The organism is Streptococcus parasanguinis, assembly GCF_001073155.1.
In the GTDB taxonomy this organism is placed as follows: domain Bacteria; phylum Bacillota; class Bacilli; order Lactobacillales; family Streptococcaceae; genus Streptococcus; species Streptococcus parasanguinis_D.
Map to the genome: position 1 here is coordinate 15,592 of NZ_JVEE01000014.1, position 16,463 is coordinate 32,054.

Sequence of the window (16,463 nt, forward strand, 5' to 3'; positions counted from 1 at the left end):
TCAGGAGGAAACTGACAGTATGGATATGACGATCTTAACCGATGTAGGTCAAAGACGGACAAATAACCAAGACTATGCAAATCAATATAAAAACAAGGCAGGAAAATCTATGGTATTTCTTGCTGATGGTATGGGGGGGCACCGTGCCGGAAATATTGCTAGTGAAATGGCAGTCACAGACCTAGGTGCAGCCTGGGTTTCTTCTGAGATCGAGACGGTTAATCAAGTACGTGAATGGTTTGCAGAACATTTAGAAGCTGTGAACCGACGGATTCATTTAGCTGGGCAAGATGATGAGCACAAAGGAATGGGAACGACACTGGAAGCTTTGGCTTTTGTAGAAGGACAAGTGATTTATGCCCATGTTGGGGATTCGCGGATTGGTCTCATTCGCCACGGTGAATACCAGCAGTTGACCAGTGATCATTCTCTTGTAAATGCTCTTTTACGAGCAGGACAAATTACAGAAGAAGAAGCAGCCCATCATCCTCAGCGGAACATCATCACTCAGTCCATTGGTCAAAAAGATGAGTTGGCGCCTGATTATGGTTTGGTGACTGTTGAAGCAGATGATTACATTTTGATCAATAGTGATGGTTTAACGAATATGATTGGCCCAGATGAAATCAGAGACATTGTCTTGAGTGATGTTACGCTTGAAGAGAAGGCTCAAGCATTGATTCGCTTTGCCAATAATGCTGGAGGCTTGGATAATATCACTGTTGTACTACTCCACTTTACTGAGGAGGACGCAGCATGATTCAAATCGGCAAAATTTTTGCCGGGCGATATAAAATCATCCAACAAATTGGGCGCGGCGGGATGGCAGATGTTTATCTTGCGCGTGATTTGATTTTAGATGGGGAAGAAGTTGCAGTCAAGGTGCTGCGTACGAATTACCAGACAGATCCTATTGCAGTTGCTCGTTTTCAGCGTGAAGCAAAAGCGATGGCAGAACTGGACCATCCAAATATCGTTCGGATTACAGACATTGGCGAAGAAGAAGGGCAACAATACCTTGCAATGGAATATGTTGCAGGTTTAGACTTAAAACGCTATATCAAAGAAAATGCACCTTTATCAAATGAAGAAGCTGTTCGTTTAATGGGGCAAATTCTTCTCGCTATGCGTCTTGCCCATACGCGTGGCATTATCCACAGAGATTTAAAACCACAGAATGTCCTCTTGACACCAGATGGAACAGCGAAAGTTTCAGACTTTGGGATTGCAGTGGCCTTTGCAGAGACTAGCTTGACCCAGACCAACTCGATGTTGGGGTCGGTTCATTATTTGTCCCCTGAGCAGGCGCGTGGATCGAAAGCAACGGTTCAAAGTGATATCTACGCTATGGGGATCATTTTCTATGAGATGTTAACCGGGCACATTCCTTATGATGGGGACAGTGCAGTCACAATTGCTTTGCAGCATTTTCAAAAGCCTCTCCCATCTATTCGTGAGGAAAATAAGAATGTTCCACAAGCTCTAGAAAATGTGGTGATCAAAGCGACAGCTAAAAAACTGACGGATCGCTATAAGTCAGTGGCAGAGATGTATGTGGATCTTTCAAGTTGTTTGTCCTATGAGAGAAGAAATGAGAAAAAACTGATTTTTGAAGACCAAGCGAAAGCTGATACAAAAACTCTTCCAAAAGTGAGTCCAACTCCAAAGACGGCTCCTGTTCCAATCTCTGAGGTACGCAATGAAATCAGTTCGGTAGATCCTAATCGACCATTATCTAACCAACAGACAATGGCCCCAAGCAAAAATCCAAGAAGACGCTTGCGGGCGCGCTACAAGGTCTTGTTTGTTGCCATTGCCCTAGTTCTTGCAGCCTTTACCTTCTTGTTGTATATGAGCCCGGCCAATAAAACCGTTCCAGATGTTTCCGGCAAAACCATTGCCGAAGCTAGAGCCGTTATTGAGGGACAAGACCTTCAAGTTGGTGAAGAGAAAGAAGAGTACAGTGATTCGGTTGCAGAAGGTTATGTCATTCGAACCAATCCCAATGCAGGGGCCCAAAAGAAAGAACAAAGTCGAATTGATTTGATCGTTTCAAAAGGACCAAACAGCTTTGAAATGCCAAATTACGTGGGCGAAACACGGGCAGCAGCTGAAGAGGATCTGAAAAACACTTATAAAGTATCGAGCAAAATGATCACGATTGAAGAAGTTGAGACCTTTGATGATCCTGCAGGGACAGTTCTTGAACAAACCCCAGCTCCAGGAGAGCAATATTCTTTGAGTTCAAAGACCAAGATTGTTTTAAAAGTAGCAAAAGAAACAACTTCAATTGAAATGCCAAACTATGTTGGATCAACCTATGATTTTGCTAGAAGTAATTTAATTGAAATCTATGGTATTAAAGAAGCCAATATCGAATTAAGAAAAACGGAACATCTCCCTGATGGGGTAGTTGTTTCTGCAGGTCAAATTGTCAGTCAAACTCCAGAAGTTTCGAGTACGGTGGACATTAACCGAACACGAATTGTCTTGACGGTATATGAGCCTAAAGTGACAGCTTCTTCAAGTACGAAAGCCTCATCCAGTTCAGAAACATCAAGTTCTTCTTCTACGGAACGATCGGATACAGAAAGTTCCAGCAGTAGTGCAACTGGTGGAGATTAATAATTCAGTTTAAGACTCAGATGGGTTTCTGGGTCTTTTTGATTGCATGCGATTATCCAACCACAGACGGAAGTCAAATGAGGAAAAATTTGATAAAATAGGAAAAGATGAGGTAGACTATGTGGAAAATACAAATTTTTATTTTCGTTGAAGCCGTTTTGTTAACATTAGCAGCGATCACCATTTTATCAATCGATTTTTCCAGATTTGTTGTCTTGATGGTTCTCTTTTTGCTCCTTCTGTATTACTATTTTGGCAAACAAAAAGCGAATTTTCTATTAATCGCACTGAGTGTGCTTCTATTTTTTATCGTGATGCTGAATCCTTTTGTGATTGCAGCCATTTTATTTGCGGTGGTTTATGGTTTATTGATCGCCTACCCTTATATGTATAAGGAAAATGAAGCAGTTATGTTTGATGTTGAAGAGAATACCGAAATTCGTCAGGAAAAAACTCGATGGATTGGTGATTTACAACATTTTTCAAAGCAAGGTCGAGGATATCGAGATCTGAATGTGATCCGAGTTTTTGGGAATGACACCCTTCATTTAGAGGAGGTTGCCATATGCAATTGGGATAATGTGGTGATTATTCGGAAAGGTTTTGGAAATACAAAAATTATCTTACCGATTGATTTGGAGCTTCATTTACAAATTAACACGCTTTATGGAAATCTGAAGTTTTTGGATCTTCCTATCCGAAAGATGAGGAATGAAACCTTAGATATTGAAACGGCACATTATCGGAGGTCGCACCGTTCTATTAAAATTGTATTAGTTGGAATCGTTGGGGATGTAGAGGTGATTCGCGCATGAAAAAATTAGACTATCTCCTTTTGTACTTCTATTCCCTAATGGTGGTTGCGGTCATTTGTCATACCATTTTTCATTTTGTTGGTTTTCAGTGGAGCAAACTTCTTTCAGATCTTTCCTTGCTTCAATCATTCCTATTTTTGATTTTTAGTCTGACGCTTGCATTGACGGCTTTAGTTCTCTTGATTATGAAGATCACGCAATTTGTGACAGTTCATGCGGTACAACAAAAGGTGGAAGCTATTATGAATGGTTCCCAGCAAAAAGAAATTGCCCCCAAAGAATTGAATCAACAGTTAGATTTATTGGATAAGAGGTTACATCGACTTGAAGAAAATTTACAAAAGAGTGAAAATCGTGTGATGCGAAATGAGGAAGAAATTATTGAAATCGAGCGTAAGAGAATTGCGCGCGATCTACATGACACGGTTAGTCAAGAATTGTTTGCAGCTAATATGATTTTGTCCGGAGTGGCTTCACAGGCTCTTGAGTTAGAGAAAAACCAGATTCAGCAGCAATTAAATGGGGTATCGGATATTTTGGGTACAGCCCAAAATGATCTACGTGTCTTGCTCTTACATCTTCGTCCTACAGAATTGGAAGGAAAAAGTTTAGTAGAAGGTATGGAGATGATTTTTAGAGAATTGAAGGAAAAGAGTAACCTAACCGTTGTCTTCCATCATAATGAAGTGAGTATTCCAAAAGATATGGAAGAACATCTGTTTCGGATCGTCCAAGAAATTGTCAGCAATACCTTGAAACATGCTAGAGCTCAACAAATGGATGTCTTTTTGCATCAGGAGGGGAAACAACTTCATTTACGGATGGTAGATGATGGAATCGGATTTGAGCAGGAAAAATTGGAACGATTGAGTTATGGGTTGAAAAATATTCAAGAACGTGTAGAAGACATGGCGGGAACCATTAAAATAAGAACGAGTCCTCAAAAGGGAGTAGCTGTAGATATTCGTGTTCCCCTCCTTGTAAAAGATAAAAATGAAAAGGAAACTGTATGAAAGTATTATTAGTAGACGACCATGAAATGGTCCGGTTGGGATTAAAAAGCTTTTTGTCCATGCAAACCGATATTGAGCAAGTCTCAGAGGCACAAAATGGGCAAGAAGGCGTGGAGTTGGCGCTGAAAGAAAGACCAGACGTCATCATCATGGATATTGTGATGCCAGAGCTAAATGGAATCGATGCAACTCTAGCCATCCTAAAAGAGTGGCCGGAAGCTAAAATTGTCATTTTGACGTCTTATTTGGATAACGAAAAGATCTACCCGGTTTTAGATGCAGGTGCAAAAGGTTATATCTTAAAGACTTCGTCGGCAACTGAGATCCTACAGGCTGTAAGGAAGGTTGCAAAGGGAGAATTTGCGATCGAGACAGAAGTTAGTCAAAAAGTTGAGTCACGCAAGAACCATGCTGAATTGCATGATGATTTGACGGCTAGAGAACGAGATATTCTGTCTTTATTGACCAAAGGATATGAAAATCAACGCATAGCAGATGAACTCTTTATTTCTTTAAAAACGGTGAAAACCCACGTCTCCAATATTTTATCGAAACTAGAAGTTAGTGATCGGACACAAGCAGTCGTCTATGCCTTCCGACACCATCTGGTGAATCAGGAAGATTTTTAAGTTGAAACATGCTATAATAGAGCAAGGAAAATAGGGGGAGACAAGTGGACGCAAAATTACGTTATAAAGCAAAAAAAGTAAAAATCGTCTTTTTTGATATTGACGATACATTACGTGCAAAAGAAACTGGATTGATCCCAGAATCTGTAAAAGACGTCTTTCGTCAGTTGAAAGAAAAGGGAATTCGAACAGGGATTGCAACCGGTAGAGGGGTTTTTGGAGTTGTTCCTGAAATTATGGACTTAAAGCCGGATTTTCTAGTCACCTTAAACGGTGCCTATATTGAAGATACCAAAGGAACTGTGATCTACCAATCACCAATCAATGAAGCAATCGTTTCTTCTTTTGTGGATTGGGCCAAAGAATCCCAGATTGATTATGGGTTAGTGGCTAGTCATCAAGCTGCCCTGTCCAATCGTACACCTTTGATCAGTGATGCTATTGACATCATTTATCCCAACTTACCAGTAGATCCAGATCTTCATTTGAAAGAACCAATTTTCCAAATGTGGACCTTTGATGAAGATGATGGTGATTTAGAATTATCACCTTCCTTACAAGAGGAGTTACGTCTAGTTCCATGGCACCCACATTCATCTGATGTTGTTCGTTTTGATCGATCAAAGGCTTCTGGAGTCTCTCAACTTGTAAATCATTTGGGCTTGAAGCCAGAAAATGTTTTGGTATTTGGGGATGGCTTAAATGATCTTGAACTATTTGATTATGCTGGGATTAGTATCGCAATGGGAATATCTGCCCCAGAGTTACAAGAAAAAGCTGATTATATCACTAAGAATTTGGAAGAAGATGGCATATTCTATGCCTTAGAGGAGTTAAATATGGTTGAAAAAGAATTGACGTTACCGCAGTTGGAACTTGGTGTGGTTGAAGGTCCTATAGCTGTGATCAAAACCAATCACGGTGAGATGAAAATTCAATTGTTCCCAGATCAAGCGCCAAAAACAGTTGCAAATTTTGTGGCTCTTGCTAAGTCTGGCTATTATGATGGTGTCATTTTCCATCGGATTATTAAAGATTTCATGATCCAAGGGGGAGATCCTACTGGTACAGGTATGGGTGGTGAATCCATCTATGGTGAGAGCTTTGAAGACGAATTTTCAAAAGAATTGTACAATATTCGCGGAGCCCTTTCAATGGCAAATGCTGGACCAAACACAAATGGCAGCCAATTCTTTATTGTACAAAATCAACATCTCCCATATTCGAAAAAGGAATTGGTCCGCGGTGGCTGGCCTGAAAAAATTGCCGAAATCTATACGACAGAAGGAGGAACTCCTCATCTAGATCAACGCCATACCGTATTTGGACAATTGATGGATGAAGCTTCATTTGTGGTATTGGATGAGATTGCGGCTGTTGAGACAGGTATGATGGATAAGCCAGTAGAAGATGTCGTGATTCAAACCATCGAAATTGAGGACTAAAATGAAAATTGGAGATAAGTTAGAAGGAACCATCACAGGCATTCAACCTTATGGAGCCTTTGTTGAACTAGAGTCGGGTGTCACAGGCTTGATTCATATCTCAGAGATTCGAAGTGGCTATGTAAGTAATATTCATGATATTCTTTCGATTGGAGAGAAAGTCTTTGTCCAAGTCATTGATGTTGATGAATATTCTAAGAAAGCCAGTCTCTCTTTGAGAACCTTAGAAGAAACACCGCAACGAAGTATTCGACACCATCGTTTTTCAAATGACCGCAACAAAAGTGGTTTTGCTCCCTTAGCTCAACAGATGCCAACCTGGGTCAAAGAAGGAAAAGCATTCTTTAGCAAACAAGAAAAAAAATAAAAACTTCGATAGGTTGATGAAACCTATCGAAGTTTTTTGGTATAGTGAGTTATTCAAATTCGTAAAGAGTAGTGGAAAGGTAACGTTCCCCATTATCTGGTGCAAGGGCAAGAACTTTTTTACCGCTACCTAATTCTTTTGCGACTTCAATAGCAGCATAGATAGCAGCTGCGCTTGAGATACCGACTAAGAATCCTTCAGTTCCACCGATAGCGCGTGCAAGTTCGAAAGCTTCTTCTGAAGATACACGACGAACACCATCATATGCGTTAGTGTCTAAAGTGTTTGGAATAAAACCTGCTGAAATACCTTGGATTTTATGTGGTCCAGGTTTTTCGCCAGAAAGGACCGCAGATTCATTGGCTTCAACGGCATAGACTTTGACAGCAGGATTGTTCTTTTTCAAAGTATGAGAAATACCAGAAACAGTACCACCAGTACCAACACCTGCGACAAAAGCATCTAAACCATCTTTTCCAAAGGCATTAACGATTTCTTGTCCTGTTGTTCTCTCGTGTACCTCTGGGTTAGCAGGGTTTTCAAATTGAAGAGGAAGGAAGCCATTTCTTTCTGCAGCGATTGCTTCAGCTTTAGCGATGGCACCTTTCATTCCTTCACTTCCAGGAGTCAAAACGAGTTCAGCTCCATAGGCTTGGATGATTTTACGACGTTCCACACTCATGGTTTCAGGCATGACAATCACAACTTTATAGCCTTTAGCTGCACCAACCCATGATAAACCAATCCCAGTGTTTCCACTAGTTGCTTCGACAATGGTATCACCTGGTTTGATCAAGCCATCTGCTTCAGCTTTTTCAATCATGCTTAAAGCAATCCGGTCTTTAACCGATGATCCAGGGTTGAAGGCTTCGAGTTTTACATAGACATCTGCAGCTCCTTCAGGAACAAGACGGTTCAATTTGACAATCGGAGTGTTCCCAATCAATTCTGTAATATTTTCATAAATAGCCATAATATACCTCAGTTCTAGGTTTTCTTGATACTAACAAGTATAGTCTCTTGTGGGAAGAATGTAAAATATAGAAATTTTATGGGTGTGATAAAAAAAAACTATCGTTGCCGGTAGTTTCTTTGATTATTTTTCTACAGAAAGTAGGGGTACTTCAATCTCGCGAATTCCTTGATCTTCTATAAGGATTTTCCCATTATAAAATTCGACTAAAGCAGCTGTGATAGAACTGGTGTCTTCTTTGTCTACAAAAATAGTTGTCGCCACCCGATCTGTAAACATCGGATCTTGTTCTACCAATTTGTTGTCTTTTAAGAAATTAGCAAATTCTTGGTATTGGGAATAAGAAAGTGTGATCCCAAGAACAACTTGCTCCTTGATTTCTACAAGTCCAATCTCTCGAACTGCTTGAGCCACACTTCCAGCGTATGCACGAATCAGACCGCCAGCACCCAATTTAATGCCTCCAAAATAGCGGGTAACCACAACACAACTATTAGTGATGTGATGATTCTCTAAAACTCCCAACATCGGTACACCCGCTGTTCCACTAGGTTCGCCATCGTCACTGGTCCGTTTAATATCGCTATGTTCTCCAATGATGAAAGCAGAACAGTTATGTGTGGCCTTGTAGTGTTCCTTCTTGATCGCGTTGATAAAATCTCTAGCTTCCTCTTCAGAAGAGACGCGTTTAACATGACAAATGAATTTCGATTTTTTGATTTCTTCTTGAACAGTGCCGTTCTCTTTAAATGTAATATATTCCATATTCTTATTTTACAAAAAAAGAATGATTTTCTCCAATTTTTACGAATTGATAAGTATGAAGATAGAAGATGCTTATGGAAGGCTCTTAACAGAGAGCCAGATGACAGACGATTTAAAAGAAATGGCCCAAGAACTCCCAACCATAGAAAAACAAAATGGAAGGTACCAATGTTTTCGATGTGGCAGTATGATTGATCAAAAACTTTGGAAGTTGAGTGAAGAGGTCCTGTATTGTAGAGCTTGTATCCAATTGGGAAGGATCCAGAGTGATCAAAAACTTTATGCTATTGCACAGCAGGACTTTGAGGGACAAGAGGTGTTAAACTGGAAAGGAACCTTGACTTCCTATCAACAAGAGGTATCAGATGGTCTTATCAAAGCAGTTAAAGAAGGAAAAAATGCCTTGGTACATGCTGTGACAGGAGCTGGGAAAACGGAAATGATGTACCAGGTTGTAGCAACAGCGATCAAGAGTGGACAAGCAGTTTGTATTGCTACCCCAAGAATCGATGTCTGTATCGAACTGTACGGAAGGATGAAGGAAGATTTTTCCTGTTCTATATCGTTGCTTCATGGGGAATCGGACCCCTATTTTAGAACACCTTTGGTAATCGCAACCACTCACCAATTGTTAAAGTTTTATCAGGCCTTTGATCTCCTTATTATAGATGAGGTCGACGCTTTTCCCTTTGTAGATAATCCTATGTTATATAAAGCAGCTCAGAATGCGATAAAAAAAGAAGGGAACACCCTTTATTTAACAGCAACCTCTACAGATGAGTTAGATAAAAAGGTTAAGAAAAAAGAAATCATCCGTTATAGTCTTCCAAGACGTTTCCATGGGAACCCACTAGTGGTTCCAGAAATAAAATGGGTATCGAAAATGAGAGAAAAAATAGAAAAAGGAAGAATCCCCTACGAACTATTGAAACTAATCAAGAAGCAAAGACAGACTCACTACCCATTGTTATTCTTCGTATCGGAAATAGAGTTAGGGCAACAATTTAAAGAGAATATAAAAAACTACTTTCCGAAAGAAAAAGTAGGTTTTGTATCCTCTCAGACACAGGATCGCTTGAGAATTGTAGAAGAATTTAGAAATAAAGAAAAAACAATACTAGTCTCGACTACCATACTTGAAAGAGGAGTTACCTTTCCGCTTGTAGATGTTTTTGTTTTAGAAAGCAACCATCGCTTGTTTACGAAAAGTGCCCTTGTACAAATCTCAGGAAGAGTTGGACGTAGCAAAGAAAGACCAACAGGCCAATTGCTCTTTCTATCAGATGGAATAACAAAAGAAATGAAAAAAGCAATCAAGGAAATAAAACAAATGAATCAGGAGGCTGGATTTTGAAAGAATGTCTGCTTTGTAATAAAGAGTTAAAAACTAGTGAACATTTCACAGATCTTATTTTTATAAATCAACAAGAAAAATGGATTTGTAAAGAATGCAAAGAAAACTTCGAACAAATTGGCGAAATTCATTGTCCTAGGTGCTTTAAAGATAAGGAGGAGAAAGTATGTAAAGATTGTGAGTACTGGGAAGACAAAGGAAATACTGTTCAACATGAAGCTTTATATAGATATAATGGAGCAATGAAAGACTATTTCAAACGATATAAATTTGAAGGAGATCGTTTGTTAGGAATGGTATTTGCAAGTGACATCAAAAAAGCGTTGAAAAAGTATAAAAACTATACAATAATACCAACTCCAATTAGCCATGAAAAAAAGCAGGAGAGAGGATTCAATCAAGTCTCGACTATACTAGATTTTGCAGAAATAAAGTACAGCACTCTATTTCATAAAGAAGACAGCTTGGCCCAATCAAAAAAAACAAGAGAAGAAAGATTAAAAACCTCTCAACATTTTCAATTAAATGAAGAAGTTCCAGAAAAGAAAAAGTATCTTATATTCGATGATATATACACAACTGGCAAAACAATCGAATTAATGAAGCGCCTGTTAATTGAAAAAGGTGTGAAAGAAATAAAGACATTTTCAATCGCAAGATAAAAAAAGATTTGCAAAAAAAATATGAAAGCGTTATAATATACATATAAATAAAAACATAATGTTTAGAAAGTAGGTACTAATATGATTAAATATAGTATCCGTGGTGAAAACCTAGAAGTAACAGAAGCCATTCGCGACTATGTCGTTTCTAAACTCGAAAAGATTGAAAAATATTTTCAGGCAGATCAAGAGCTAGACGCTCGTGTAAACTTAAAAGTTTACCGTGAAAAGACCGCAAAAGTAGAAGTAACCATTCCACTTGGATCTATTACACTTCGTGCAGAAGATGTGTCTCAGGATATGTACGGTTCAATTGATCTGGTTGTAGATAAAATTGAACGTCAAATTCGTAAGAATAAAACAAAAATCGAAAAGAAAAATCGTATTAAGTCTGGTGCAGGTAAGTTATTTACCGATGCAGTTGTAGAAGAAGCAACAACCACAGAAAAAGTTGTTCGCTCAAAAACAATTGATCTAGAACCAATGGATTTAGATGAAGCTATTCTTCAAATGGATCTATTAGCACACGACTTCTTCATTTATCGTGATGTGGAAGACAACACAACTAATGTTATCTACCGTAGAGAAGATGGAGATATTGGTCTATTGGAAGTAAAAGAATAGAGATTAAAAACATCAATTAAATTATAGAAGGATCAGGAGCAATTTTGCTCCTGATTTTTTAGATAACCCAAAGAAGTAAGAATATTTTTTAAGAAAATAAAATTTTTTGAAAAAAAGTGTTGACAGTAAGGGTAGGTCATGATATACTAATATAGTTGTCGCGCGAGAGCGACAAAGACCTTTGAAAACTGAACAAGACGAACCAATGTGCAGGGCGCTATAACTAAGGTTATAGTAACTGAACAATAAAAAAACAATAAATCTGTCAGTGACAGAATGAGTTTAAGACAAACAATTATTTTAATGAGAGTTTGATCCTGGCTCAGGATGAACGCTGGCGGCGTGCCTAATACATGCAAGTAGAACGCTGAAGCTTGGTGCTTGCACCGAGCGGAAGAGTTGCGAACGGGTGAGTAACGCGTAGGTAACCTGCCTCTTAGCGGGGGATAACTATTGGAAACGATAGCTAATACCGCATAAAAGTCGACATTGCATGATGTTGATTTGAAAGGTGCAATTGCATCACTAAGAGATGGACCTGCGTTGTATTAGCTAGTTGGTGAGGTAACGGCTCACCAAGGCGACGATACATAGCCGACCTGAGAGGGTGATCGGCCACACTGGGACTGAGACACGGCCCAGACTCCTACGGGAGGCAGCAGTAGGGAATCTTCGGCAATGGGGGCAACCCTGACCGAGCAACGCCGCGTGAGTGAAGAAGGTTTTCGGATCGTAAAGCTCTGTTGTAAGAGAAGAACGAGTGTGAGAGTGGAAAGTTCACACTGTGACGGTAACTTACCAGAAAGGGACGGCTAACTACGTGCCAGCAGCCGCGGTAATACGTAGGTCCCGAGCGTTATCCGGATTTATTGGGCGTAAAGCGAGCGCAGGCGGTTAGATAAGTCTGAAGTTAAAGGCTGTGGCTTAACCATAGTACGCTTTGGAAACTGTTTAACTTGAGTGCAGAAGGGGAGAGTGGAATTCCATGTGTAGCGGTGAAATGCGTAGATATATGGAGGAACACCGGTGGCGAAAGCGGCTCTCTGGTCTGTAACTGACGCTGAGGCTCGAAAGCGTGGGGAGCAAACAGGATTAGATACCCTGGTAGTCCACGCCGTAAACGATGAGTGCTAGGTGTTGGGTCCTTTCCGGGACTCAGTGCCGCAGCTAACGCATTAAGCACTCCGCCTGGGGAGTACGACCGCAAGGTTGAAACTCAAAGGAATTGACGGGGGCCCGCACAAGCGGTGGAGCATGTGGTTTAATTCGAAGCAACGCGAAGAACCTTACCAGGTCTTGACATCCCTCTGACCGCTCTAGAGATAGAGTTTTCCTTCGGGACAGAGGTGACAGGTGGTGCATGGTTGTCGTCAGCTCGTGTCGTGAGATGTTGGGTTAAGTCCCGCAACGAGCGCAACCCCTATTGTTAGTTGCCATCATTGAGTTGGGCACTCTAGCGAGACTGCCGGTAATAAACCGGAGGAAGGTGGGGATGACGTCAAATCATCATGCCCCTTATGACCTGGGCTACACACGTGCTACAATGGCTGGTACAACGAGTCGCGAGTCGGTGACGGCAAGCTAATCTCTTAAAGCCAGTCTCAGTTCGGATTGTAGGCTGCAACTCGCCTACATGAAGTCGGAATCGCTAGTAATCGCGGATCAGCACGCCGCGGTGAATACGTTCCCGGGCCTTGTACACACCGCCCGTCACACCACGAGAGTTTGTAACACCCGAAGTCGGTGAGGTAACCGTAAGGAGCCAGCCGCCTAAGGTGGGATAGATGATTGGGGTGAAGTCGTAACAAGGTAGCCGTATCGGAAGGTGCGGCTGGATCACCTCCTTTCTAAGGAAATGGAAACCTGTACGTTGGTCTTGTTTAGTTTTGAGAGGTCTTGTGGGGCCTTAGCTCAGCTGGGAGAGCGCCTGCTTTGCACGCAGGAGGTCAGCGGTTCGATCCCGCTAGGCTCCATTAACACTGTAAGGGTGTTAAGATTGAACATTGAAAATTGAATATCTATATCAAATAGTAACAAGAAAATAAACCGAAACGCTGTAAATATTTAAAGAGTTTAGGTCGCAAGACCAAAAATAAGGTTAAGTTAATAAGGGCGCACGGTGGATGCCTTGGCACTAGAAGCCGAAGAAGGACGTGACAAACGACGAAATGCTTTGGGGAGCTGTAAGTAAGCGACGATCCAGAGATGTCCGAATGGGGGAACCCACTAGCTAATGGCTAGTACTCCTATCTGTTAAGGATAGGTAGAGGAAGACGCAGTGAACTGAAACATCTAAGTAGCTGCAGGAAGAGAAAGCAAAAGCGATTGCCTGAGTAGCGGCGAGCGAAACGGCAGGAGGGCAAACCGAAGAGTTTACTCTTCGGGGTTGTAGGACTGCAATGTGGACTTAAAGATTATAGAAGAATGACATGGGAAGGTCAGCCAAAGAGAGTAAGAGCCTCGTATTCGAAATAGTCTTTATACCTAGCAGTATCCTGAGTACGGCGGGACACGAGAAATCCCGTCGGAATCTGGGAGGACCATCTCCCAACCCTAAATACTCTCTAGTGACCGATAGTGAACCAGTACCGTGAGGGAAAGGTGAAAAGCACCCCGGGAGGGGAGTGAAATAGAACCTGAAACCGTGTGCCTACAACAAGTTCGAGCCCGTTAATGGGTGAGAGCGTGCCTTTTGTAGAATGAACCGGCGAGTTACGATATGATGCGAGGTTAAGTTGAAGAGACGGAGCCGTAGGGAAACCGAGTCTGAATAGGGCGGAATAGTATTATGTCGTAGACCCGAAACCATGTGACCTACCCATGAGCAGGTTGAAGGTGAGGTAAAACTCACTGGAGGACCGAACCAGGGCACGTTGAAAAGTGCTTGGATGACTTGTGGGTAGCGGAGAAATTCCAAACGAACTTGGAGATAGCTGGTTCTCTCCGAAATAGCTTTAGGGCTAGCGTCGACATTAAGATTCTTGGAGGTAGAGCACTGTTTGGGTGAGGGGTCCATCCCGGATTACCAATCTCAGATAAACTCCGAATGCCAATGAATTATGGTCGGCAGTCAGACTGCGAGTGCTAAGATCCGTAGTCGAAAGGGAAACAGCCCAGACCACCAGCTAAGGTCCCAAAATAATTGTTAAGTGGAAAAGGATGTGGGGTTGCACAGACAACTAGGATGTTAGCTTAGAAGCAGCTATTCATTCAAAGAGTGCGTAATAGCTCACTAGTCGAGTGACCCTGCGCCGAAAATGTACCGGGGCTAAAACAATTTACCGAAGCTGTGGATACCTTTATAGGTATGGTAGGAGAGCGTTCTATGTGTGGAGAAGGTGTACCGTGAGGAGCGCTGGAACGCATAGAAGTGAGAATGCCGGTATGAGTAGCGAAAGACAGGTGAGAATCCTGTCCACCGTAAGACTAAGGTTTCCAGGGGAAGGCTCGTCCGCCCTGGGTTAGTCGGGACCTAAGGAGAGACCGAAAGGTGTATCCGATGGACAACAGGTTGATATTCCTGTACTAGAGTATGTAGTGAAGGAGGGACGCAGTAGGCTAACTAAAGCGTGCGACTGGAAGTGCACGTCTAAGCAGTGAGGTGTGAATTGAGTTAAATGCTTAATTCTATAACATTGAGCTGTGATGGGGAGCGAAGTTTAGTAGCGAAGTTAGTGACGTCACACTGCCAAGAAAAGCTTCTAGCGTTAATCATACTCTACCCGTACCGCAAACCGACACAGGTAGTCGAGGCGAGTAGCCTCAGGTGAGCGAGAGAACTCTCGTTAAGGAACTCGGCAAAATGACCCCGTAACTTCGGGAGAAGGGGTGCTGGCTTTCAGTCAGCCGCAGTGAATAGGCCCAAGCAACTGTTTATCAAAAACACAGCTCTCTGCTAAATCGTAAGATGATGTATAGGGGGTGACGCCTGCCCGGTGCTGGAAGGTTAAGAGGAGTGCTTAGCGTAAGCGAAGGTATGAATTGAAGCCCCAGTAAACGGCGGCCGTAACTATAACGGTCCTAAGGTAGCGAAATTCCTTGTCGGGTAAGTTCCGACCCGCACGAAAGGCGTAATGATTTGGGCACTGTCTCAACGAGAGACTCGGTGAAATTTTAGTACCTGTGAAGATGCAGGTTACCCGCGACAGGACGGAAAGACCCCATGGAGCTTTACTGCAGTTTGATATTGAGTGTCTGTGCCACATGTACAGGATAGGTAGGAGCCATAGAGATCGGGACGCCAGTTTCGATGGAGGCGTTGTTGGGATACTACCCTTGTGTTATGGCCACTCTAACCCGGTAGGTTCATCATCTACGGAGACAGTGTCTGACGGGCAGTTTGACTGGGGCGGTCGCCTCCTAAAAGGTAACGGAGGCGCCCAAAGGTTCCCTCAGAATGGTTGGAAATCATTCGCAGAGTGTAAAGGTATAAGGGAGCTTGACTGCGAGAGCTACAACTCGAGCAGGGACGAAAGTCGGGCTTAGTGATCCGGTGGTTCCGTATGGAAGGGCCATCGCTCAACGGATAAAAGCTACCCTGGGGATAACAGGCTTATCTCCCCCAAGAGTTCACATCGACGGGGAGGTTTGGCACCTCGATGTCGGCTCGTCGCATCCTGGGGCTGTAGTCGGTCCCAAGGGTTGGGCTGTTCGCCCATTAAAGCGGCACGCGAGCTGGGTTCAGAACGTCGTGAGACAGTTCGGTCCCTATCCGTCGCGGGCGTAGGAAATTTGAGAGGATCTGCTCCTAGTACGAGAGGACCAGAGTGGACTTACCGCTGGTGTACCAGTTGTCTCGCCAGAGGCATCGCTGGGTAGCTATGTAGGGAAGGGATAAACGCTGAAAGCATCTAAGTGTGAAACCCACCTCAAGATGAGATTTCCCATGATTATATATCAGTAAGAGCCCTGAGAGAAGATCAGGTAGATAGGTTAGGAGTGGAAGTTGTGTGAGCAATGGAGCGGACTAATACTAATAGCTCGAGGACTTATCCAAAGAGTCAGAAGATATTGACAACGAAAGGTTAACTTGTTAGAATATAGATGTTCAATTTTGAATGTTTAATCATTCAGAGTTAAGTGACGATAGCCTAGGAGATACACCTGTACCCATGCCGAACACAGCAGTTAAGCCCTAGAACGCCGGAAGTAGTTGGGGGTTGCCCCCTGTGAGATAAGGTAGTCGCTTAGC

At 42.2% G+C, this 16,463-nt stretch carries 12 protein-coding genes, 1 tRNA gene and 3 rRNA genes; 14 read left to right on the forward strand and 2 right to left on the reverse strand.

All coding sequences use genetic code 11. The annotated features are described in order from the left end of the window. Positions 1 to 19: 19 nt before the first annotated feature. The 7 genes from ADH92_RS01065 to ADH92_RS01095 all read left to right on the forward strand — a co-directional run bounded on the left by ADH92_RS01065 (position 20) and on the right by ADH92_RS01095 (position 6,894). Positions 20 to 760 carry a Stp1/IreP family PP2C-type Ser/Thr phosphatase gene (locus ADH92_RS01065; RefSeq protein ID WP_049496164.1) on the forward strand — a complete coding sequence of 247 codons (741 nt, stop codon included), beginning with the start codon at positions 20 to 22 and terminating at the stop codon, positions 758 to 760. Next, a complete protein-coding gene (pknB, locus tag ADH92_RS01070; protein ID WP_049496166.1) occupies positions 757 to 2,625 on the forward strand; it encodes a Stk1 family PASTA domain-containing Ser/Thr kinase in 1,869 nt (622 codons plus the stop codon). The genes ADH92_RS01065 and pknB overlap by 4 nt, the downstream gene beginning before the upstream one ends. A gap of 119 nt (positions 2,626 to 2,744) precedes the next feature. Beyond that, the gene (gene liaF, locus ADH92_RS01075; protein ID WP_049496168.1) at positions 2,745 to 3,440 is read left to right on the forward strand and encodes a cell wall-active antibiotics response protein LiaF; all 696 of its coding nucleotides are present in this window, start codon (positions 2,745 to 2,747) and stop codon (positions 3,438 to 3,440) included. Next, the gene (locus tag ADH92_RS01080; protein ID WP_049496171.1) at positions 3,437 to 4,453 is read left to right on the forward strand and encodes an envelope stress sensor histidine kinase LiaS; all 1,017 of its coding nucleotides are present in this window, start codon (positions 3,437 to 3,439) and stop codon (positions 4,451 to 4,453) included. Before liaF ends, ADH92_RS01080 begins: the two co-directional genes overlap by 4 nt. After that, complete coding sequence (locus tag ADH92_RS01085) at positions 4,450 to 5,082, forward strand: response regulator transcription factor (protein WP_049496174.1); 633 nt, start codon at positions 4,450 to 4,452, stop codon at positions 5,080 to 5,082. Before ADH92_RS01080 ends, ADH92_RS01085 begins: the two co-directional genes overlap by 4 nt. Before the next feature lie 44 nt (positions 5,083 to 5,126). Further along, positions 5,127 to 6,527, forward strand: a complete 1,401-nt coding sequence (locus tag ADH92_RS01090; RefSeq protein ID WP_049496177.1) for a bifunctional Cof-type HAD-IIB family hydrolase/peptidylprolyl isomerase — start codon at positions 5,127 to 5,129, stop codon at positions 6,525 to 6,527. 1 nt (position 6,528) lies between these two features. After that, a complete protein-coding gene (locus ADH92_RS01095) occupies positions 6,529 to 6,894 on the forward strand; it encodes a S1 RNA-binding domain-containing protein (RefSeq protein ID WP_049496180.1) in 366 nt (121 codons plus the stop codon). A 49-nt stretch (positions 6,895 to 6,943) separates the two neighbouring features. Here ADH92_RS01095 and cysK read toward each other — a convergent pair whose 3' ends face one another. Next, complete coding sequence (gene cysK / locus ADH92_RS01100; protein ID WP_049496183.1) at positions 6,944 to 7,867, reverse strand: cysteine synthase A; 924 nt, start codon at positions 7,865 to 7,867, stop codon at positions 6,944 to 6,946. A 123-nt stretch (positions 7,868 to 7,990) separates the two neighbouring features. Then, positions 7,991 to 8,632, reverse strand: a complete 642-nt coding sequence (locus ADH92_RS01105; RefSeq protein WP_049496186.1) for a YigZ family protein — start codon at positions 8,630 to 8,632, stop codon at positions 7,991 to 7,993. 55 nt (positions 8,633 to 8,687) lie between these two features. Here ADH92_RS01105 and ADH92_RS01110 point away from each other — a divergent pair, with 55 nt between their 5' ends. From ADH92_RS01110 to rrf, 7 genes are all read left to right on the forward strand, one after another. Continuing rightward, positions 8,688 to 9,986 carry an ATP-dependent helicase ComFA gene (locus tag ADH92_RS01110; RefSeq protein WP_049496189.1) on the forward strand — a complete coding sequence of 433 codons (1,299 nt, stop codon included), beginning with the start codon at positions 8,688 to 8,690 and terminating at the stop codon, positions 9,984 to 9,986. After that, positions 9,983 to 10,648, forward strand: coding sequence for a ComF family protein (locus ADH92_RS01115; RefSeq protein ID WP_049496191.1), 666 nt, complete (start codon positions 9,983 to 9,985; stop codon positions 10,646 to 10,648). Before ADH92_RS01110 ends, ADH92_RS01115 begins: the two co-directional genes overlap by 4 nt. Positions 10,649 to 10,729: 81 nt before the next feature. Then, a complete protein-coding gene (hpf, locus tag ADH92_RS01120) occupies positions 10,730 to 11,272 on the forward strand; it encodes a ribosome hibernation-promoting factor, HPF/YfiA family (protein ID WP_049496195.1) in 543 nt (180 codons plus the stop codon). 299 nt (positions 11,273 to 11,571) lie between these two features. Beyond that, a 16S ribosomal RNA gene (locus ADH92_RS01125) occupies positions 11,572 to 13,119 on the forward strand. Between the two features lie 53 nt (positions 13,120 to 13,172). Then, positions 13,173 to 13,245: transfer RNA gene (locus tag ADH92_RS01130), tRNA-Ala, on the forward strand. A 123-nt stretch (positions 13,246 to 13,368) separates the two neighbouring features. Further along, positions 13,369 to 16,268: ribosomal RNA gene (locus ADH92_RS01135) — 23S ribosomal RNA — on the forward strand. Positions 16,269 to 16,347: 79 nt separating this feature from the next. Beyond that, positions 16,348 to 16,463, forward strand: a 5S ribosomal RNA gene (rrf, locus tag ADH92_RS01140). Together the 16S, 23S and 5S rRNA genes with 1 tRNA gene alongside form the textbook arrangement of a ribosomal RNA operon.

Excerpts from the sequence above, each read along its gene's own strand:
- ADH92_RS01065 (WP_049496164.1), top strand. The coding sequence starts at position 20 with ATGGATATGACGATCTTAACCGATGTAGGTCAAAGACGGACAAATAAC.
- pknB (WP_049496166.1), top strand. The coding sequence starts at position 757 with ATGATTCAAATCGGCAAAATTTTTGCCGGGCGATATAAAATCATCCAA.
- liaF (WP_049496168.1), top strand. The coding sequence starts at position 2,745 with ATGTGGAAAATACAAATTTTTATTTTCGTTGAAGCCGTTTTGTTAACA.
- ADH92_RS01080 (WP_049496171.1), top strand. The coding sequence starts at position 3,437 with ATGAAAAAATTAGACTATCTCCTTTTGTACTTCTATTCCCTAATGGTG.
- ADH92_RS01085 (WP_049496174.1), top strand. The coding sequence starts at position 4,450 with ATGAAAGTATTATTAGTAGACGACCATGAAATGGTCCGGTTGGGATTA.
- ADH92_RS01095 (WP_049496180.1), top strand. The coding sequence starts at position 6,529 with ATGAAAATTGGAGATAAGTTAGAAGGAACCATCACAGGCATTCAACCT.
- cysK (WP_049496183.1), bottom strand. The coding sequence starts at position 7,867 with ATGGCTATTTATGAAAATATTACAGAATTGATTGGGAACACTCCGATT.
- ADH92_RS01105 (WP_049496186.1), bottom strand. The coding sequence starts at position 8,632 with ATGGAATATATTACATTTAAAGAGAACGGCACTGTTCAAGAAGAAATC.
- ADH92_RS01110 (WP_049496189.1), top strand. The coding sequence starts at position 8,688 with ATGAAGATAGAAGATGCTTATGGAAGGCTCTTAACAGAGAGCCAGATG.
- hpf (WP_049496195.1), top strand. The coding sequence starts at position 10,730 with ATGATTAAATATAGTATCCGTGGTGAAAACCTAGAAGTAACAGAAGCC.